We start from the raw sequence: 17,178 nt of genomic DNA on the forward strand, positions 1-17,178 counted from the left end.
GTGGAGCAGCCCGGTAGCTCGTCAGGCTCATAACCTGAAGGTCAGAGGTTCAAATCCTCTCCCCGCAACCAAATACCCCCTCATGCCACCGCATGAGGGGGTTTTGCTTATGGGAACGCGGTGAAGGAACCCCCGGGTCCGTCTGCGGGATGAGGCTCAGCGGTCCATCGGGGTGGAGAGCGGCTTGGTGACGCCTTCGAGCCCGACCATGGCGAACAGCGCGATGAGCAGGCGTCCGGCGTGTTCCGCCTCGTACGCGTGGCTGTACCATTCCGCAGTGGAGTGCAGGTTGCCGCCAAGGCCGCCTCCGCCGAGACCGGTAGCGGGCACGCCAAGGCTCATCGGGATGTTGGCGTTGGTGCCGAGGGGCGGCCAGAGGAGGGGTTCCAGCCCCACCGCTTCGGTGGCCTGCCACAGCGCCTGGATCAGCGTCTCCTCCTCGCCGGTGTGCCCTGCCGGACGGTTGCCGATGCGGCGGAATTCCACGGCGATCGGTTGCCCCTTCCAGCGCGCGTTCTCCGCGGCGACGGCGGCGTGGACGATTTCCTTGATCTTCGCGTCGATGTCGTTCAGCACGTCGGGATCGACGGAGCGGATATCGAGCTTCGCCCGGCATTCGGCGGGAATGGAATTGACCGTGGTGCCGCCGGTTACGGTGCCCAGGTTGAAGGTGGTCTTCGGCTCCGTCGGCGGCACCAGTTCGGAGAGTGCTGCGCCGGCCCGGCACAGCGCCTGGATCGGGTTGGGCATGCCGAATTCGAGCCAACTGTGCCCGCCCTTGCCGGTGAAGATCATCTCGTAGCGGTAGACGCCGATCGCGGTGTTGATGATGGCACCCGGTTTGTCCAGGGTTTCCAGGCAGACGCAGGTGTCGATGTCGCGGTCGTCCTCGAAAACCTTGCGGACTCCCTGGAGGTCGCCCTCGCCCTCGTGGCGCACCGTGCCGGTGAGCATCAGGCGGCCGCACGGCACCAGCCCGGCATGGCGGATCGCCCGCAGGATGGAGAGGTTCATCGCCAGGCCCGCGGTGTCGTCGGACATGCCGGGGCAGTTGAAGACGCCGTCCTTTTCGGTGACGGTGAGCGGCACCTCGGGGCCGAACACGGTGTCGAGGTGGGCGTCGAACATTACCTTCGGCCGCGGCGCGGCACCGTTGACGAAGCCACGGACGTTGCCGATTTCGTCTTCGCAGCAGTCTTCCGCGCCGTATTTTTCCAGCTTGGCCTTGTAGAGCGGCGCGCGCGCTTTCTGTTCGGCGAAGGTGGGCGAGGCCACCTGCACCAGTTCCTTCAGTTCCTCCAGGGTGTTCGCGGCGTCCTCCTTGAGGAAGGCGAGGGCCTTTTGGATCTTTTCATCGGCGGCCAGAGCCGCGATGGCCTGCCGCACGGGCTTTGAAACGGAAATCGGCATGTCGTTTCCTTCCATCGTGGGGTTCGGGATATCCCGACCGCCGCGGCGGAGCGCAAGCGGCCGGGAAGGGGAGCGCCTAGACGACGAACAGCATGTTGCCGATCAACACGGCGACCATGCCGAGCGCACAGGGAATGGCGGTGCGCTTGACGATATCCATGGTGCCGACCCCGGCGACGCCGGCGACGATGACGATCACTCCGGCCACCGGAGAGACCGGGCGCAGCATCTCCGCGGCGAACTGCATCGGGATGATCATCGAGATGCCCGCATGGCCGAAGGAGGCGGCAACCGTGGGGGCGAGCCCCGCCAGCGCCGAGAACGCGGCCACGCCGCTGCCGGTGAGGATGGCGATCAGGCCGATGCACAGCGACAGGATGATCGTGGTGCCGGTCAGGCCCATGCCGCTGCTCTTCGCGCCGTCGATCATCAGGGAGACCAGCCCGGTGTTGGAAAGCCCGGCGGCGAAAAGCTGGGCGACGAAGATGAGCGACACCACCGTGGTCAGCACGCCGCCCATGCCCTTGAACATGTGCATGCCGTCGTCGAACGTCTTGCGGATGTCGCGGAAGCGCAACATGTCCACGCACATCGCGAAGGTCCATCCGATGAACAGGGCGGTGGAGATGTCGAGCACGATGGTCTTCGACACCAGCTTGTTGAAGATGCCGATGAGAACCAGCGGGAAGATCGGGAACAGGGCGTAGTAGACCGGAATGTGCGCGCACTTTTCTGCGAACTTGCGCTCCTGCTCCGCGTCCGTCGCCGAGCCCTGAGCGGCGCCTTCCTTGCGGTCGAAATAGCTCTGCACGATGACGTGGGCGATGGTGATCACCGCCACGGCGCAGAGGGCGACGGGAAGCTGGTACTTCACCAGATAGACGATGAGATCCACCCCCACGGTCCTGGACCCCAGGATGGCCATCGCCGATGATGGAGCATAACTCATGCAGCAGGTGGTGCCGATGATCGCCGCGGCGCTCGCCTTGGAAACGCCCAACCCGGTGACCAGCAGGGGATACATCGAGACCACCAGCACCATGGCCAGGCCGGCGGCGCTGGGCACCACCACCACCAGGGCGTGCCCCAGCAGGAAGGCGCCGCCCAGCAGCAGATAGCGGTTCTTGAAATAACGCAGGGGGCGGATGCAGATCTGCACCAGCTTGCTCGAGGCGCCGATGCGTTCCATGTAGGTGGCGAAACCGCCGGCGACGAGGATCAGGAAGCCGATGTGGGAAACCTGATGGATCGAGATGGTGCGGAGGAGGTCGAAAAGATCGAACCCGATGAAGCCGGTGGACTTCTGCGAGGCGGGAAGAATTTTTGAGGCGCCGCCGAGGATGGCGAGAAGGTTGAGGCCGAGACCGGCAAACAGCAGGGTGATGTTGACGTTGTATTTCTTGATGATGGCCCATGCCGTGAGGGCTGTCCCGGCGATAGCGATATAGGGAATTATAGGTAGCATAAAACCGACTCCCTTGATTCAAGGTTTATTTTAGAATTGTTTTACAATACGCTAATTCTCGATCGCTGACGGACTGCGAGAACGAAATCAGAAAATACTTATGAGATTAGTTGGCGTATTTTATTATTTATTCAGAGTTTCTACTCTCATTCCGTCGGCAGGGTAATTTCTTGTGTTTGATTTTATCCTTCCACGATTTTTATGATTACCTCATGAATATGAGGCGGATGTGAAGGCTGTGCCGTGTGCGATCACCCTGCCGAAGATCGATCTGGATGCGTATTCGGCATCCGCGAGGGGAGCGGAGCGGCCATCGAAAACCATCCTCAGCCGTGGCTGTGTATGCACGTAACAGCTCGTATCACCTTGAAACGGATACGCTTCGGAACGGCTGTATTCTAGGATAATCGCCATTATCGGATGCATACCCCCATGCACCAGAACTGCATGGGGTCGTGTGCGGTGGTGCATGGCGGTATGCACGGATGCATGGCGGTATCGCCTGTCGATCCTGTGCTCCTCGATGACCTCGGCGGGCCGCCGCGCCCGCAGAACGGCGGCCAACGGCTGTTCCACCCGATCAGCCGGTTCTGCGCGCAATGCCGTCGTCGCTCCCCCCCTTCCTTCGGTTTTTATTGCGCCGTCCAGCCCCCGTCGATGGTGATCGCGGCGCCGCGGATCTGCGTGGCCGCGTCCGAGCACAGGAACGACGCCAGTTCGCCGATCTGGGCGGGTGTGGCGAAGTCGAGGGATGGCTGCTTTTCCGCCAGCAGCCGGCGCCGCGCCTCTTCTCCGGTCAGCTTCTCCCGCTCGGCGAGCGCGTCGATCTGCGCCTGGACCAGGGGAGTCAAAACCCAGCCCGGGCAGATCGCATTGGCGGTGATGTCGTGCGCCGCGGTTTCGAGAGCCGTGACCCTGGTCAGGCCGATGACCCCGTGCTTGGCCGCGACGTAGGCGCCTTTGTCGGGCGACGCGACCAGCCCGTGCGTCGAGGCGATGTTGACGATCCTGCCGAACCCCCGGTGCTTCATGCCGGGCAGCGCCGCGGCGGTGGCGTGGAAGACGGCGCTGAGATTGAGGGCGATGATCGTGTTCCAGCGTTCCGTCGGAAAGTCTTCCAGGGGGGAAACGAACTGCACGCCCGCGTTGTTGACCAGTATGTCGAGGCGGCCGAAGCGGGTTTCGGCGTCGGCGATCATGCTGCGGGTTTGCTGCGGGTCGGACAGGTCGGCCGGATTGAAGGCGACGTCCACGCCGTAGGTGCGGGCGATGCGGGTGCGGATTGCCTCGATCGCGGTGGGATCGCCGAAGCCGTTGAGGACCACGGAGGCGCCTTGTGCGGCCAGGGCCTCCGCGATGCCCAAACCGATGCCGCTGGTCGAGCCGGTGACGACGGCGATTCTACCTGTGATGGCCATGCTCAAATCTCTCCTTGTTCGTCGGGGTTCGGGGGGCGGGCGGCATGTCCGGCGTGCCGGTTTCGGCCGTAAAGACGGGGAAATCGCGTGGAGAGGGCGTGCGGGCTGCGGAGGTTGCGTTCGCAGTCGCGACCTGAAATAATAGTAAATCCTCATGCTTGACAAAGATGCGGCGCATTCCGGCGTCGGTCTTCGGAGCGATGCAGTCATGCCATACGCCACAGACTGGGAGCATGCCGTCGGCGGGAAGAGTCCCGACTGGCAGGACATCCGGATCTTTGCCGAGGTCGTCGATACGGGCAGCTTTTCCGAGGCTGCGCAGTCTCTCGGGATCAATCAGGCGACGGTCAGCCGCCGCATCGCCCGCCTGGAGAAAAGCGCCCGCACCATCCTGTTCGAGCGATCCGGCAGCGGCGTCACGCTGACCGCCGCCGCGGCGGAGCTCGTGGAGATCGCGCTGCGTGCCCGCCGTCTCACGCGGGAGTTTGAGGAGGAACTGAACGGCCTGCGCTCGACCAACGTTAGGGTCCGCATCAAGGCGACCGAACGCATCTACAACTACATGCTGACGCCCTTGAAGACCGGGGTGCCCATGGGGCCGTTGCAGGACGCGATCGCACGCCATCCCGACCTGCTGATGCCGGGCATCCAACTGGTCAGCGCCGAGGCAGGCGGAGAAGCGGATATTTCCCTGATCTGGTCCGGCGTCGATGAGATGCCGCCGGAGGCCGAGCCGGACGACAAGATCCAGCTTCTGGCGCGCCTGCGTTACGGCATTTTCTATGCCGAGCCGTATTTTGCCGGCGGGCGTCCGGTGCCGCGTGTGCTGGACGATCTGGCGCATGGGCATTCCCTTGTCAGTTTGCCGCATATTCGTGGAACCGAATCCCCCTCCGCGTGGGGACGATGGTTTTCGGTGGTCGATCGGGCGGGTGACCGGGCCACCGTCGTCGAATGGGCCAGCGTCAGCGAGCGCCTTGTCCTCTCCGGCTCCGCCCTGGCGCTTCTACCGGTCTACACGCCGTGCCTCAGTCCTTCCCTGCGCGAGCTGCGGCTCGAAGACGAGCCGCTGTATCTCAATCTCTGGAAGGCGACGCGACGGGGCGCCGCCCGCAACGCGGACGTCCGCGAGATCTCCGACAAGCTGGTTGCGGCGTTCTCGGATGTGGATTGGACGGTGACCCGGAACAACTTTTTCGGGCTCCATGCGTTTCCGGAAGGCGCGGTCGCTTTCCCCGACTGACCCTCCACGGGCCGAGTTCCGCGTACGCTGCGTTTTTAAGAAAGCAGGCGTCGCTTGCCGTCGAATGCTGCGGTGTAAGTAATAGTTCGTGTCGTCTGGAAACGAATACGCTTATGGATGGATGCGTTCTAGGACAATCGCCATTATTTCATGCATACCCCCATGCATCAGAAATGCATGGGGGTATGCATGTTTGGCGCATGAAGTCATGCATGGATGCACCGCCGTATCGTCTGTCGAAACCCCATCGGAAATATTAGGGGCTGAAGCAGCTGAGGCCTGAAATAAGGGCTGTAGAGTTGCGATATGCGAGCGACGAGGCCGAGGTCTGGCCGCCGAGAGACGCCGCAGCGCAGCGAAGGCGGTCCGAGGGCCGAAGCCCGAGGATGAAAACCGCCCCGCAAACCCAAGCCCGCCGACCCCGGCGGGAGAAGGGCTGCTGATTTCATAACTTTCATAAGTGCCTCATTAATTCCCGATGCTCCAACAGCGCCTGGCTGCGGCATATGCTCGCTCGAGAGGACGTCTGGCAATTCACTGCAATCTGCGAGAGGTGCCGTATGAATATCGAAATCATGGGAATGAAGCTTCCCCACATGCTTGTGCTGTCGGTTCTGGTCGGTCTCGCCTGTGCCCTCGGCAAGCTGCCCGGAGGCATGGCCGGCGGCTTTGCCATCACCATGTCCATGGGTTTTCTTCTTGATTGGTTGGGAGCGCGGACGCCCCTGGTGAACAACTACCTCGGAGGCGGTCCGCTTTTTTGCATTTTCGTCAGTGCCGCGCTCGTGTATTTCGGCATCATGCCCGCGAGCGTCAAAAAGGTTATCGACGGGTTCATGAAGCCGTCGAATTTTCTCGATTTCTATATCGCGGCCCTGATCTGCGGCTCGATTTTCGGGATGCAGGCCAAGCTGCTGGTCAAGGCGGGCGTGCGTTTCGCGGTGCCGATCTTTCTGGGTCTCGCCGCGGCGGCCTTCCTGGCCGGCGTCGTCGGGTTCGTCACCGGCTTCGGCTGGAGCAAGGCGATCGCCTTCGTCTGCTACCCGATCATGGGCGGCGGCCTGGGCGCGGGCGTGCTGCCGATGTCGGAAATCCTGCACGGCAGCACCCAGATGGATACGAAGCAGATTCTGTCCATGCTGATCCCCCCGATGGCGATCGCCAACGTTCTGGCGATCATCTCCGGAGGGCTGCTGGACCGTCTGGGCAAGAAGTATCCGAAGCTCACCGGCAACGGGAAACTCATCCGCAGCGGCGACGAGGACCACGGCCCCGCCGTCTCCGTCCCGGTGACCGTCCAGACCCTCGGCGTGGGGTTGTTCACCGCCTGCTGCATGCTTCTTCTCGGCCATGTGCTGGCGAAGTTCATCCCCCTGCACTACTACGCGCTGATGATCATCAGCGTGGCCCTTCTGAAGGTCTCGGGCGTGGTGCCGCAGTCCTTGCAGGAATCCTGTGCGGCCTGGTTCCAGTTCGTCGCCAAGTACATGACCGCCCCATTGCTCATCGGCGTGGGCGTGACCTACACCGACCTCGGCGTGGTGATCAACGCCTTCACCTTCCAGACCTTCTTCCTCGTCCTCTCCGTCGTCCTCGGTGCGGTTATCGGCGCCGGTTTCGGCGGTCTGCTGGTGGGCTTCAACTTCATCGAATCCGCCATCGCCGCGGGGCTGTGCATGGCGAACATGGGCGGCACGGGCGATGTGGCGGTGCTGTCCGCCGCCAACCGTTTCGAACTCATGCCCTTCGCTCAGATATCCTCAAGGCTCGGCGGAGCGCTTATTCTGATCGTCGTCGGACTGACCGTTCCCTTGCTCTACTAGGATATCCGCGATCATGCTCGCCCAGGGATACAACCATATCGTCACGCCCCGCGAACGCGCCGCCGCCGCCGAGCTGCTGCGGGAGGCGGGGCTCGATATGCCGGAAGGCATCGACACCGGGCTCGGCTTCTACGAAGACGGCCGTCTCGTCGGCGTCGCCTTCCTCGCGGGCAACGTGATCTGCGGCGTTTGCACCAGCAGCACCCACCAGGAACAGGGGCTCGCCTCGTCCCTGGTGGGACGTATTCTGACGGAAGCGCTGGGCAAGGGGTTCGGCAGGGTCTGCATCTTCACCAAGCCGGAAGAGGCGCCCAAATTCGCGGTGATGGGGTTTCACCTCGTGGCCGCCACCGAGGCCGCGGCCCTGCTGGAATTCGGTTCCCCGGACTACGCCGCGTGGATGCGGCAAACCCGGGCCGAACTGGCGCAGGGGGAAAACGTTCCCCTGGGAGCCGTGGTGATGAATGCGAATCCCTTCACCCTCGGCCATCGCGGTCTGGTCGAGGAAGCCGTGCGCCGGTGCCCGCAGGTGGTGGTTTTCGTCGTCGAGGAGGACGCGTCCGCCTTTCCGTTCGCGGACAGGCTGGCCCTGGTCCGCCACGGCGTGTCCGGCATCGCCGGGGCCGCCGTGCTTCCGGCGGGGCCGTACATGGTGTCGCGGGGGAGCTTTCCCGCCTATTTCTCCGGCAAGGCGGCGCACGCCGCCGTGCACGCCGGGCTGGACGCCGAGATCTTCGCCGCCAAGGTCGCGCCGGACCTGGGAATCGCCATCCGCTTCGTCGGCGACGAACCCTACTGCCCGGCGACCGCCACATACAACGCGGTGATGCGCCGCGTGCTGCCCGCCCACGGCATCGGGTTTTGCGAAATGCCGCGCCGGTGCGGCGGCGAAGGCATCATCAGCGCGTCCAAGGTGCGGGAGATACTCCGCGACGAGCGCTACGGGCAACGCACCGAAGAGCTGAGGCAACTCGTCCCGGAGACGACGCTGGAATTTCTCCTGTCGGACAAGGGGCGCGGCATCGCCGAGGCCCTGCGCGGCAGGAGCGGCCGCCACTAGCGGCGGACCGGGGACGTTCGGACACACAACACGGCCGACCGGCCGGAGGAGGATGACAGTGGGGCAGATAGCGAGCGCCCAGGCAGGAACCCTGGAATCCAACGACATCTTCATCAGGATGACCGCCGCGCCGGATGGGAAGGGCGGCTCCATCGCCGTCGAGAGCATTGTCATGCAGCAGTTCGGCGACGACATCCTGCAGACCATCAAGGACTGTTTGGCGGCGGCCGGGCTCGACGGCGTGGACATCCACGCGAACGACCGCGGCGCGCTGAAATGCACGATCGTGGCGAGGATGGAAGCGGTGGCGGCACGCTACAAGGAGGCGCGGCGATGAAAGCCTTCCGGACGATGCTGTTCATGCCCGGGAACAACCCCGGCATGCTGGCCAGCGCCGACAGCCTGGGCGCGGATTCGGTGATCCTGGATATCGAGGATGCGGTCGCGAAGTCGGAAAAGGACGCGGCCCGCATCCTGGTGCGCCACAGCCTCACCGATCTCAGGCCGCAGGGCGTGATGTGCGTGGTGCGCATCAACGGCCTGGAGACGCCGTTCTGGCGCGACGACGTGGCCGCGGCGGTGGCCGGACGGGCGGATGTCGTCCTCCTGCCCAAGTGCGAGCGCCCGGATGACCTGCGCGAGATTTCCGCCTGTATCGACGCCGCCTCCGGCGGCGGGGATGGCATCCGCCTGATGGCCCTGGTGGAAAGCTCCCGCGGCATCGAGAACGTCTCGGCGATCGCCGCGTCCGGCGGCCGCCTGGCCGGCATGCTGCTCGGCGCGGAGGACCTGACGGCGGAGATGGGCGCGCGGCGGACGCCGGAGGGCGCCGAAATCGCCTACGCCCGGGGGCGCATGCTGATGGCCTGCAAGGCTTGCGGCATCGCGGCGGTGGATACGCCGTTCCCCTTCGTCACCGACATGGAAGGGCTGGCGAAGGATGCCGCCTGCGCCGCGCAGTTCGGGTTTTCCGGCAAGGCGCTGATCTCGCCGCACCATGTCCATGCGGTCAAGGAGGCGTTCATGCCGACGGAAGCCCAGATCGCCTGGGCGGCCCGGGTGATGGACACGGCGAAAGCGGCGGAGCGGGACGGCAAGGGGGCGGTTTCCCTCGACGGCATGATGATCGATCTGCCGATCATCAAGCGCGCAGAACGCATCCTGCAGATGGCCGAATAGGAGGTACACCGTGACTCAGAAATTCCTGCCCGATCTCGTTTCCGCGCTGCGGGAAGCCGGGCTTCGCGACGGTATGACCCTGTCCTTCCATCATCATCTGCGGAACGGGGACTTCGTCGCCAACATGGTGCTGGAGGCCGCGGCGAAAATCGGGGTCAAGGGCCTGACGATCGCCATGTCCTCTCTGTTCCCCATCCACAAGGCGATGATTCCGCACATCGAAAGCGGGCTGATCGCCGCCCTCGACACCGACTACATGAGCGGCCCCCTGGCCCAGGCGGTGAGCCGGGGGATCCTGGAAAAGCCGGTGGTGTTCCGTTCCCACGGCGGCCGCCCCAGGGCGATCGGCGAGGGCTCGCTGAAGATCGACATCGCCATCGTCGCCGCGCCCTGCGTGGACAGATACGGCAACATCAACGGCACGCAGGGGCCTTCGGCCTGCGGTTCCCTCGGCTACATCCTGCCGGATGTGGACCACGCGCAGAAGGTCCTGGCGGTCACCGACTTCGTCTCCGAGGCGGCGCTGACCCGGGTGTCGATCCCCCACAACCGGGTGGACCACGTGGTGGTGGTGGACAGGATCGGCGATCCCGCGGGAATCGTCTCCGGCTCCATCAGCCTCACCCGCGACCCCCTCGCCCTGGCCATCGCCCGCAACGCGCAGGCGGTGATCCGTGCCTCCGGGCTGCTGCGCAACGGCTTCAACTACCAGACCGGAGCCGGAGGCGCGTCGCTTGCCGCCTCCCTCTTCCTGCGCGAGGACATGCGGCGGCTCGGCCTCAAGGGCGGTTTCCTGCTCGGCGGCATCACCAAATACATGGTCGAGATGCTCGAGGAAGGCCTGTTCGAGAACATCTTCGACGTGCAGTGCTTCGATCTCTCCAGCGTGCACTCGATGCGGGACAACCCGCGGCACCAGGAAATCTCGGCGGACACCTACGCCAACCCGAAGCAGAAAAGCTGCTGCGTCGATTTCCTCGATGCGGTGCTCCTCGGCGCTTCCGAGGTGGACACCGGCTTCAACGTCAACGTGCTCACCGACTCCAACGGCATGATCATCGGCGGGTCGGGCGGACACAACGACGCCGCCGCCGGGGCCAAGCTGACGATCATCGTCGCGCCGCTGATCCGGGCGCGCCTGCCCATCGTCGTGGAACGCTGCACCACCATCACCACGCCCGGCCGCACGGTGGACGCGCTGGTGACCGAGCGGGGGGTCGCGGTGAATCCGCGGCGGGCCGACCTGATCGACCGTCTCAAGGAGGCGAAGATTCCGGTCTGTTCCATCGAGGAACTGCGGGAAACCGCCCTGCGCATCACCGGCGTGCCCAAGGCCCCGGCGCGGACCGGCAAGGTCGTCGGCGTGGTCGAATACCGGGACGGCACGATCGTGGACAAGGTCTATGGGGTGTAGCCGCGCCGACCGGACGGATCGGGCGCAGCGCCCGGCGGCGATGCCGCCGGGCGGGGCGGCGGTTCTGGACGCGCGCGAAGCGCGGTGGCTGCGCAAGACGGCGCTGGCGGAGCGCTTCGGGGCAAGCGTGCTCGCCTTGGCGCTCAACATTCCCGGGCCGGACAAGAACCTTCCGGGGGTGCGGGAACTCCTGGCGGACCTGAGCGCCTGCCTGGACCGCCTGCTGGCGGCCCGGGAGAACCCCGGGTCCATCCTCCACGACGAAACCGCGCACGGCGCGGACGGTCCCTATCGCCTGCTGGTTTCGGACATGGCCCCGCTCGAACTCAAGCGGCTGGCGGCCCGGCTGGAGGAGGAGCACCCCTTCGGCCGTCTGGCGGATGCGGACGTGCTCTCTCCGGACGGCGGCCCCGTCTCGCGCCGCGACATCGGCCTTGCCCCCCGGAAGTGCTTCCTGTGCGGCGAGGACGCAGCGCTTTGCCGCGCCCGCGCCGGCCATTCCACCGACGAACTGAGACGCCATGTCGAGGCGACGCTGGATGCGGCGAAGGCGGCCTCCGCCGCCGCGTGCCGGGACCGGAGGCGGCGTTCGTAGCGCCGCGCCATCCCTTTCCTCGTGTCTTGCTCTCGCTTTCTCCATAATGGTGCGGTGCAATCAGCAGTCGGAGGCACGGCATGCGGTTCAACTGGCTCTCCTCCCTGTTTCGCAAGACGCGCCTGCGGACCAAGCTCATCCTTCTGGTCTGCGTGATGTTCGTGCCGTCGGTCATCCTCCTGCACATTCATGTGCGCTATCTGATCGATTCGGAATACCGCCAGGTGGCGGGCGCCCAGGCGATGAACGTGGCGGAAATCACCGTGCACATGCCCCTGGTAAAACGCTTCATGCAGGGCGAACGGGATCTCTTCCCCGCCGTCGCAAGCGAACTGAGCCTGCTCTCCAAGGCCAGCCAGGTGCGGTTCATCGTGTTGATCGATATGCACGGCATCCGGGCGTACCACCCCACGCCGAGGAACATCGGCAAGCATGTCGTCGGCGGCGATGCGGGCGACGTTCTGGAAGGGAAGAGCTACATTTCGTTCGCCACGGGCACGTTCGGCCGTTCCCTCCGCGCCCTGGCGCCGATCCACGCCGACGACGGTAGACAGGTCGGCGCAGTCGTCGTCGGCATCATGTCCGATTCCATCGAAAGGACGATCAGCCGGTTCGTGGCGCCGATCTGGCCCGCCCTGTTCTTCCTGATGCTGGGCGGCGTGATCCTGGCGGTTCTGTTCTCCCGGGGCATCATCAACGTGCTCCACGGCCTGGAACCGGAGGAGATCGCGCGGAGCCTCGAAGAGCGCGTCGCCATGCTGAGCACCGTGCGCGAGGGGATCGTGGCGGTGGACAAGGACGCCCGCGTCACCATCGTCAACGAGGCGGCCGCCCGCATCCTGAACAACGTCGGCGTGTGCGGGGAATTTCTCGGCAAGCCGGTGGAGGAGGTGGTGCCCAACTTGCGGCTGCGCGAGGTCCTTCAGACCGGCCGCGCCGAATTCGACAACGAGCAGAACCTCCACGGCACGGCCATCCTCACCAACCGGAGGCCGATCATGGTCAAGGGCATCCTGGTGGGGGCGATCGCCACGTTCCGGGATATGACCGAGGTCCGCCAGCTGGCGGAGAACCTGACCGGCGTGAACCGCTACGTCGATGCGCTGCGCACCCAGTCCCACGAGTTTCTGAACCAGTTGCACGTCATCTACGGCCTGCTGCAGAAGAGGCAGCACGCCGCGCTCTCGGACTACCTTTCGACCCTCATCGGCGTACGGCTCAAGGATCACGCCAGCATCACGTCCGGGATCAAGGATCCGGTGATCGCGGGATTTCTTTCGAGCAAGTTCGCCAAGGCGCGGGAGTTGGGGATTCACGTCGATCTCGAAATCGAGGGTATCCTGCACGAGATAGGGGACCCGAAACTGCGCAACGGCTTCGTCACCATCGTCGGCAATCTCTTCGACAACGGCCTCGACGCCATGGCCGACACGGCCGAGAAGACCATGGCGGTGGCCTTCACCCTGGACGACGACACCATGTGGATCATGATCAAGGACACGGGCGAGGGCATCGACGACGACCTGATGGATAAGATCTTCGCGCGCTACTTCTCCACCAAGGGGCACGGGCGCGGCCTCGGCCTCTACCTCGTCCTGCTCACGGTGGATTCCCTCGGCGGCACGCTGGAAATAGACTCGGCGCGGGGGAAGGGAACGACCGTCACGGTGCAGTTGCCGCTACAGGCGGATCACGGAGCGAACGCATGATCGATGTCGTCATCGTCGAAGACGATCCCATGGTCGCAGCGATAAACGGCGAATATCTCGCCCGCCTCAATGCGTTCTCTCTGCGCGGCAGTTTCACCACCGGCAAGGATTGCCTCGAATTTCTGAAGGAGCACAAGATCAACCTGCTCCTGCTGGACGTGTTCATGTCCGGGATGGACGGCCTGCAACTGCTCCAGCGCGTCCGCCATGAACACCCGCGGGTGGATGTCATCATGATCACCGCGGACCGCAGCAGCGAGGACATCAAGGCGGCGCTCCGCCTCGGAGTCATCGACTATCTGATGAAGCCCTTCACCTTCGAACGCTTCGAGGCGGCCCTGGTCTCCTACCGCGAGAGGCGCAGGCTGCTCGACTCGCACACCGAACTGGACCAGGGCCTCCTGGACAGGCGGGTGTTCATCCGGGCGAAGCCGTCGCTTCCCAAGGGGGTGGACATGAGCACGCTCGAAATCATTCAAACGTACCTCGAGAGCCAGCCGGAAAGCTGTAGCATCAAGGGCATGGAGCAGGCCGTCGGGTTGTCCCGGGTGTCCATCAAGAAATACCTCGTCTACCTCGAGTATACGGGAAAAGTGGTCAGTCATTTGGAGTATTCCGCCGTCGGCAGACCCGTCCGCAAGTACAGGCTGCTGTAGCCGCGGAGGACGAACCTCACGGCGTTCGGAGCATACGCTTGTTCCGATATGGCGGCGGATGAAGGCGGCCGCGGGCAGCGGCGAAAGAACCGCCCGGTGCGCGGGGCGGCAACGCCGCCGAGAGACGCCGGAGCAGGACGCAGGCAGCCCGAGGAAAAAGCCCGGGAATAAAAACCGGCCAAAAGCCGGTGCCTGCAAAGCCCCCGCAACCGACCGGAGCGGAGACCGCCTCCAAGTGAACGACAACATTCCGTAAGGGCTGATTGTTTCAACCCACGCCCCTGCGGGAGGGGCGACCCGCGGCGCTCTCCATACGGGCGCGCGCTATGGGGTTTCAATCCACGCCCCTGCGGGAGGGGCGACCCGGAGCGGAGGCGCGCCGCGCGCGCCGCGAGGCCGTTTCAATCCACGCCCCTGCGGGAGGGGCGACTTGACGATTTCCGGGTTCATTTCGTTGTACTTATCGTTTCAATCCACGCCCCTGCGGGAGGGGCGACATGGGCAAGGTCATCGACCTTGGCGAGGTTGAGAAGTTTCAATCCACGCCCCTGCGGGAGGGGCGACCTGTCCAAGGCGCTGGACCACCTCGCCAGCGCCGCGTTTCAATCCACGCCCCTGCGGGAGGGGCGACTCGCAGGGGGTTCGGCGTGGGCTGGAGCAGAGAGGTTTCAATCCACGCCCCTGCGGGAGGGGCGACTACCCGGCGCCCCGGCTGGGACGCTTGGGGCAACGTTTCAATCCACGCCCCTGCGGGAGGGGCGACGCACCTGTCGCTGGAGGAGCACGGCGCGTACATGTTTCAATCCACGCCCCTGCGGGAGGGGCGACCCGCCAGTCGCCGCCGCGCACGTCTCCCTCGATGTTTCAATCCACGCCCCTGCGGGAGGGGCGACTGATGGGCTTGTGGTTGCCCTGCATTTCCAGCTTGTTTCAATCCACGCCCCTGCGGGAGGGGCGACTCGGCATAGGTCTTGAGCTGCTTCACCGCGTCCTTGTTTCAATCCACGCCCCTGCGGGAGGGGCGACCTCAGGGGCGCGGTGCAGGCCGGTGTGTGGAAGGTTTCAATCCACGCCCCTGCGGGAGGGGCGACCCGGCCCCTATGGCAGCCGCAGCCGCTACAAGCTGTTTCAATCCACGCCCCTGCGGGAGGGGCGACGCGTACGACCATGGCCACGACCGGCCCGGCAAGAGGTTTCAATCCACGCCCCTGCGGGAGGGGCGACGCGCACACGCCGATGCCGCGCGCGCCGTAGTACTGGTTTCAATCCACGCCCCTGCGGGAGGGGCGACCGCTCGCGAACCGTTTGAACGCCGCCTCTCCGCGGTTTCAATCCACGCCCCTGCGGGAGGGGCGACCCGAATTCCCCTCCGCGCTGCCCGCCGCGTTGCGTCGTTTCAATCCACGCCCCTGCGGGAGGGGCGACGGAAGGTACGCCGTAGCGTGGCATCTGCATGTTGTTTCAATCCACGCCCCTGCGGGAGGGGCGACATCCGCTGGCGGATGGCCTGCTCATGCCGTACCAGTTTCAATCCACGCCCCTGCGGGAGGGGCGACTTGCCGACAACAAGCAGACCGGGGGCGAACCCCAGGTTTCAATCCACGCCCCTGCGGGAGGGGCGACGCACCAGGATCTCCACGCCGTCCGCGTCGGCAAGTTTCAATCCACGCCCCTGCGGGAGGGGCGACGTTTTCCCCTATGGTTGCGGTCGGGTCGTTACGCGTTTCAATCCACGCCCCTGCGGGAGGGGCGACGTGACGATGCCGACCGGTTCCTCGTCGCGCACCTTGTTTCAATCCACGCCCCTGCGGGAGGGGCGACGCCAGGAGAGCAGCTTGCCCGAGTACAAGTCCTGGTTTCAATCCACGCCCCTGCGGGAGGGGCGACGCCAAGGCGGAGGCCACCGACAAAGCCCGCGACGAGGTTTCAATCCACGCCCCTGCGGGAGGGGCGACGAGGTGCTTTAAATGGCGCTCGCCTATCTCGACGTTTCAATCCACGCCCCTGCGGGAGGGGCGACAACCCTGCGGCCTGCGCGGCGTCGTGCACGCGGAGTTTCAATCCACGCCCCTGCGGGAGGGGCGACTGGGCTGCCTTGTACAGGGCGGCATCGGAGCCGGGTTTCAATCCACGCCCCTGCGGGAGGGGCGACAAGTCACCACCAGTTCAAACACCCGGAGAAGCCAGGTTTCAATCCACGCCCCTGCGGGAGGGGCGACCTTCCCGTTCTGAGGAAAACCCACCATGAGCAAGTTTCAATCCACGCCCCTGCGGGAGGGGCGACGTCCGGGTCCATGCGATACGACGCCGCGGTGAGGAGTTTCAATCCACGCCCCTGCGGGAGGGGCGACAAATCCTCCACTTCATCGGAGTCATGTGACCATGTTTCAATCCACGCCCCTGCGGGAGGGGCGACGGCCATGTGTGGCAAGCTGCCGTGCGCGCAGTCGGTTTCAATCCACGCCCCTGCGGGAGGGGCGACCCGCCTCACCCACCTCAATGCGGCGTTGCTTGAGTTTCAATCCACGCCCCTGCGGGAGGGGCGACGCCCGGTGGGGCGGCGGTACGCCGTGCGGATGACGGTTTCAATCCACGCCCCTGCGGGAGGGGCGACTCGCCGCATCGATGCTGCCATCGAGGGAGATGGAGTTTCAATCCACGCCCCTGCGGGAGGGGCGACGGCGGCGCGGACGAACGACGGGACGCCGGAATAAGTTTCAATCCACGCCCCTGCGGGAGGGGCGACCCGCGCGGCTTTTGAAGTAAATCCACGTCTGAGCCGTTTCAATCCACGCCCCTGCGGGAGGGGCGACGGCGCGTGGATCGCATGGCCGTCGTCGTCATGGGGGTTTCAATCCACGCCCCTGCGGGAGGGGCGACGTGGACACCCCACCTGCTGCCACATTCGTAAACGTTTCAATCCACGCCCCTGCGGGAGGGGCGACCTTCGTCGTCATCGCCGCCCCCCGTCGTCGTCCTTGTTTCAATCCACGCCCCTGCGGGAGGGGCGACACACCGGGGACGACCTGGCGCTGCCTCCTGACCAGGTTTCAATCCACGCCCCTGCGGGAGGGGCGACTATGTCGCCAGTTCCTCGGCATAGACCCCGAGAGCGTTTCAATCCACGCCCCTGCGGGAGGGGCGACTTTCGATCGACGGGTTGACCACCTGGCTCGAGGGGTTTCAATCCACGCCCCTGCGGGAGG

At 65.1% G+C, this 17,178-nt stretch carries 12 protein-coding genes and 1 CRISPR repeat array (1 of these 13 only partly in view); of the genes, 9 read left to right on the forward strand and 3 right to left on the reverse strand.

Translation table 11 applies throughout. The features are described 5' to 3' along the window. Positions 1–156: 156 nt before the first annotated feature. From O7R11_RS14480 to O7R11_RS14490, 3 genes are all read right to left on the reverse strand, one after another. Positions 157–1,410, reverse strand: a complete 1,254-nt coding sequence (locus O7R11_RS14480) for a M20/M25/M40 family metallo-hydrolase (protein ID WP_337998251.1) — start codon at positions 1,408–1,410, stop codon at positions 157–159. A gap of 76 nt (positions 1,411–1,486) precedes the next feature. Further along, the gene (gene dcuC, locus O7R11_RS14485; protein ID WP_337998252.1) at positions 1,487–2,875 is read right to left on the reverse strand and encodes a C4-dicarboxylate transporter DcuC; all 1,389 of its coding nucleotides are present in this window, start codon (positions 2,873–2,875) and stop codon (positions 1,487–1,489) included. Positions 2,876–3,507: 632 nt separating this feature from the next. Continuing rightward, the gene (locus O7R11_RS14490) at positions 3,508–4,293 is read right to left on the reverse strand and encodes a 3-hydroxybutyrate dehydrogenase (protein ID WP_337998253.1); all 786 of its coding nucleotides are present in this window, start codon (positions 4,291–4,293) and stop codon (positions 3,508–3,510) included. A gap of 154 nt (positions 4,294–4,447) precedes the next feature. Between O7R11_RS14490 and O7R11_RS14495 the strand changes: the two genes are divergently transcribed. The 9 genes from O7R11_RS14495 (at position 4,448) to O7R11_RS14535 (ending at position 13,972) form a co-directional block, all read left to right on the forward strand. Next, positions 4,448–5,536 (forward strand): LysR family transcriptional regulator, encoded by a 1,089-nt coding sequence (locus O7R11_RS14495; protein ID WP_337998254.1) that lies wholly within the window; start codon positions 4,448–4,450, stop codon positions 5,534–5,536. Positions 5,537–6,096: 560 nt separating this feature from the next. Further along, a complete protein-coding gene (locus O7R11_RS14500) occupies positions 6,097–7,359 on the forward strand; it encodes a 2-hydroxycarboxylate transporter family protein (protein WP_337998255.1) in 1,263 nt (420 codons plus the stop codon). 13 nt (positions 7,360–7,372) lie between these two features. Then, a complete protein-coding gene (locus O7R11_RS14505; RefSeq protein WP_337998256.1) occupies positions 7,373–8,419 on the forward strand; it encodes a GNAT family N-acetyltransferase in 1,047 nt (348 codons plus the stop codon). Between the two features lie 58 nt (positions 8,420–8,477). After that, on the forward strand, positions 8,478–8,756 hold the full coding sequence (citD, locus tag O7R11_RS14510) for a citrate lyase acyl carrier protein (RefSeq protein ID WP_337998257.1): 279 nt from the start codon (positions 8,478–8,480) through the stop codon (positions 8,754–8,756). Next, positions 8,753–9,598 (forward strand): HpcH/HpaI aldolase/citrate lyase family protein, encoded by an 846-nt coding sequence (locus O7R11_RS14515; RefSeq protein WP_337998258.1) that lies wholly within the window; start codon positions 8,753–8,755, stop codon positions 9,596–9,598. The genes citD and O7R11_RS14515 overlap by 4 nt, the downstream gene beginning before the upstream one ends. A 10-nt stretch (positions 9,599–9,608) precedes the next feature. Next, positions 9,609–11,012 carry a citrate lyase subunit alpha gene (gene citF / locus O7R11_RS14520; RefSeq protein ID WP_337998259.1) on the forward strand — a complete coding sequence of 468 codons (1,404 nt, stop codon included), beginning with the start codon at positions 9,609–9,611 and terminating at the stop codon, positions 11,010–11,012. After that, the gene (citX, locus tag O7R11_RS14525; protein WP_337998260.1) at positions 11,002–11,607 is read left to right on the forward strand and encodes a citrate lyase holo-[acyl-carrier protein] synthase; all 606 of its coding nucleotides are present in this window, start codon (positions 11,002–11,004) and stop codon (positions 11,605–11,607) included. The genes citF and citX overlap by 11 nt, the downstream gene beginning before the upstream one ends. 80 nt (positions 11,608–11,687) lie before the next feature. Then, on the forward strand, positions 11,688–13,316 hold the full coding sequence (gene dcuS / locus O7R11_RS14530; RefSeq protein ID WP_337998261.1) for a DcuS/MalK family sensor histidine kinase: 1,629 nt from the start codon (positions 11,688–11,690) through the stop codon (positions 13,314–13,316). Then, positions 13,313–13,972: a response regulator gene (locus O7R11_RS14535; protein ID WP_337998262.1), complete on the forward strand. Its 660-nt coding sequence runs from the start codon at positions 13,313–13,315 to the stop codon at positions 13,970–13,972. The genes dcuS and O7R11_RS14535 overlap by 4 nt, the downstream gene beginning before the upstream one ends. 265 nt (positions 13,973–14,237) lie before the next feature. Then, positions 14,238–17,178: direct repeats of the CRISPR family, unit length 32 nt; unit sequence GTTTCAATCCACGCCCCTGCGGGAGGGGCGAC (it continues 1,393 nt past the right edge of the window).

This window comes from Oleispirillum naphthae (assembly GCA_027864655.1).
Taxonomy (GTDB): Bacteria; Pseudomonadota; Alphaproteobacteria; order Rhodospirillales; family Rhodospirillaceae; genus Oleispirillum; species Oleispirillum naphthae.

What these genes read in the sequence shown, in the direction of transcription:
- O7R11_RS14480 (WP_337998251.1), bottom strand. Translation starts at nt 1,410, where the DNA reads ATGCCGATTTCCGTTTCAAAGCCCGTGCGGCAGGCCATCGCGGCTCTG.
- dcuC (WP_337998252.1), bottom strand. Translation starts at nt 2,875, where the DNA reads ATGCTACCTATAATTCCCTATATCGCTATCGCCGGGACAGCCCTCACG.
- O7R11_RS14490 (WP_337998253.1), bottom strand. Translation starts at nt 4,293, where the DNA reads ATGGCCATCACAGGTAGAATCGCCGTCGTCACCGGCTCGACCAGCGGC.
- O7R11_RS14495 (WP_337998254.1), top strand. Translation starts at nt 4,448, where the DNA reads ATGCTTGACAAAGATGCGGCGCATTCCGGCGTCGGTCTTCGGAGCGAT.
- O7R11_RS14500 (WP_337998255.1), top strand. Translation starts at nt 6,097, where the DNA reads ATGAATATCGAAATCATGGGAATGAAGCTTCCCCACATGCTTGTGCTG.
- O7R11_RS14505 (WP_337998256.1), top strand. Translation starts at nt 7,373, where the DNA reads ATGCTCGCCCAGGGATACAACCATATCGTCACGCCCCGCGAACGCGCC.
- O7R11_RS14515 (WP_337998258.1), top strand. Translation starts at nt 8,753, where the DNA reads ATGAAAGCCTTCCGGACGATGCTGTTCATGCCCGGGAACAACCCCGGC.
- citX (WP_337998260.1), top strand. Translation starts at nt 11,002, where the DNA reads ATGGGGTGTAGCCGCGCCGACCGGACGGATCGGGCGCAGCGCCCGGCG.
- dcuS (WP_337998261.1), top strand. Translation starts at nt 11,688, where the DNA reads ATGCGGTTCAACTGGCTCTCCTCCCTGTTTCGCAAGACGCGCCTGCGG.
- O7R11_RS14535 (WP_337998262.1), top strand. Translation starts at nt 13,313, where the DNA reads ATGATCGATGTCGTCATCGTCGAAGACGATCCCATGGTCGCAGCGATA.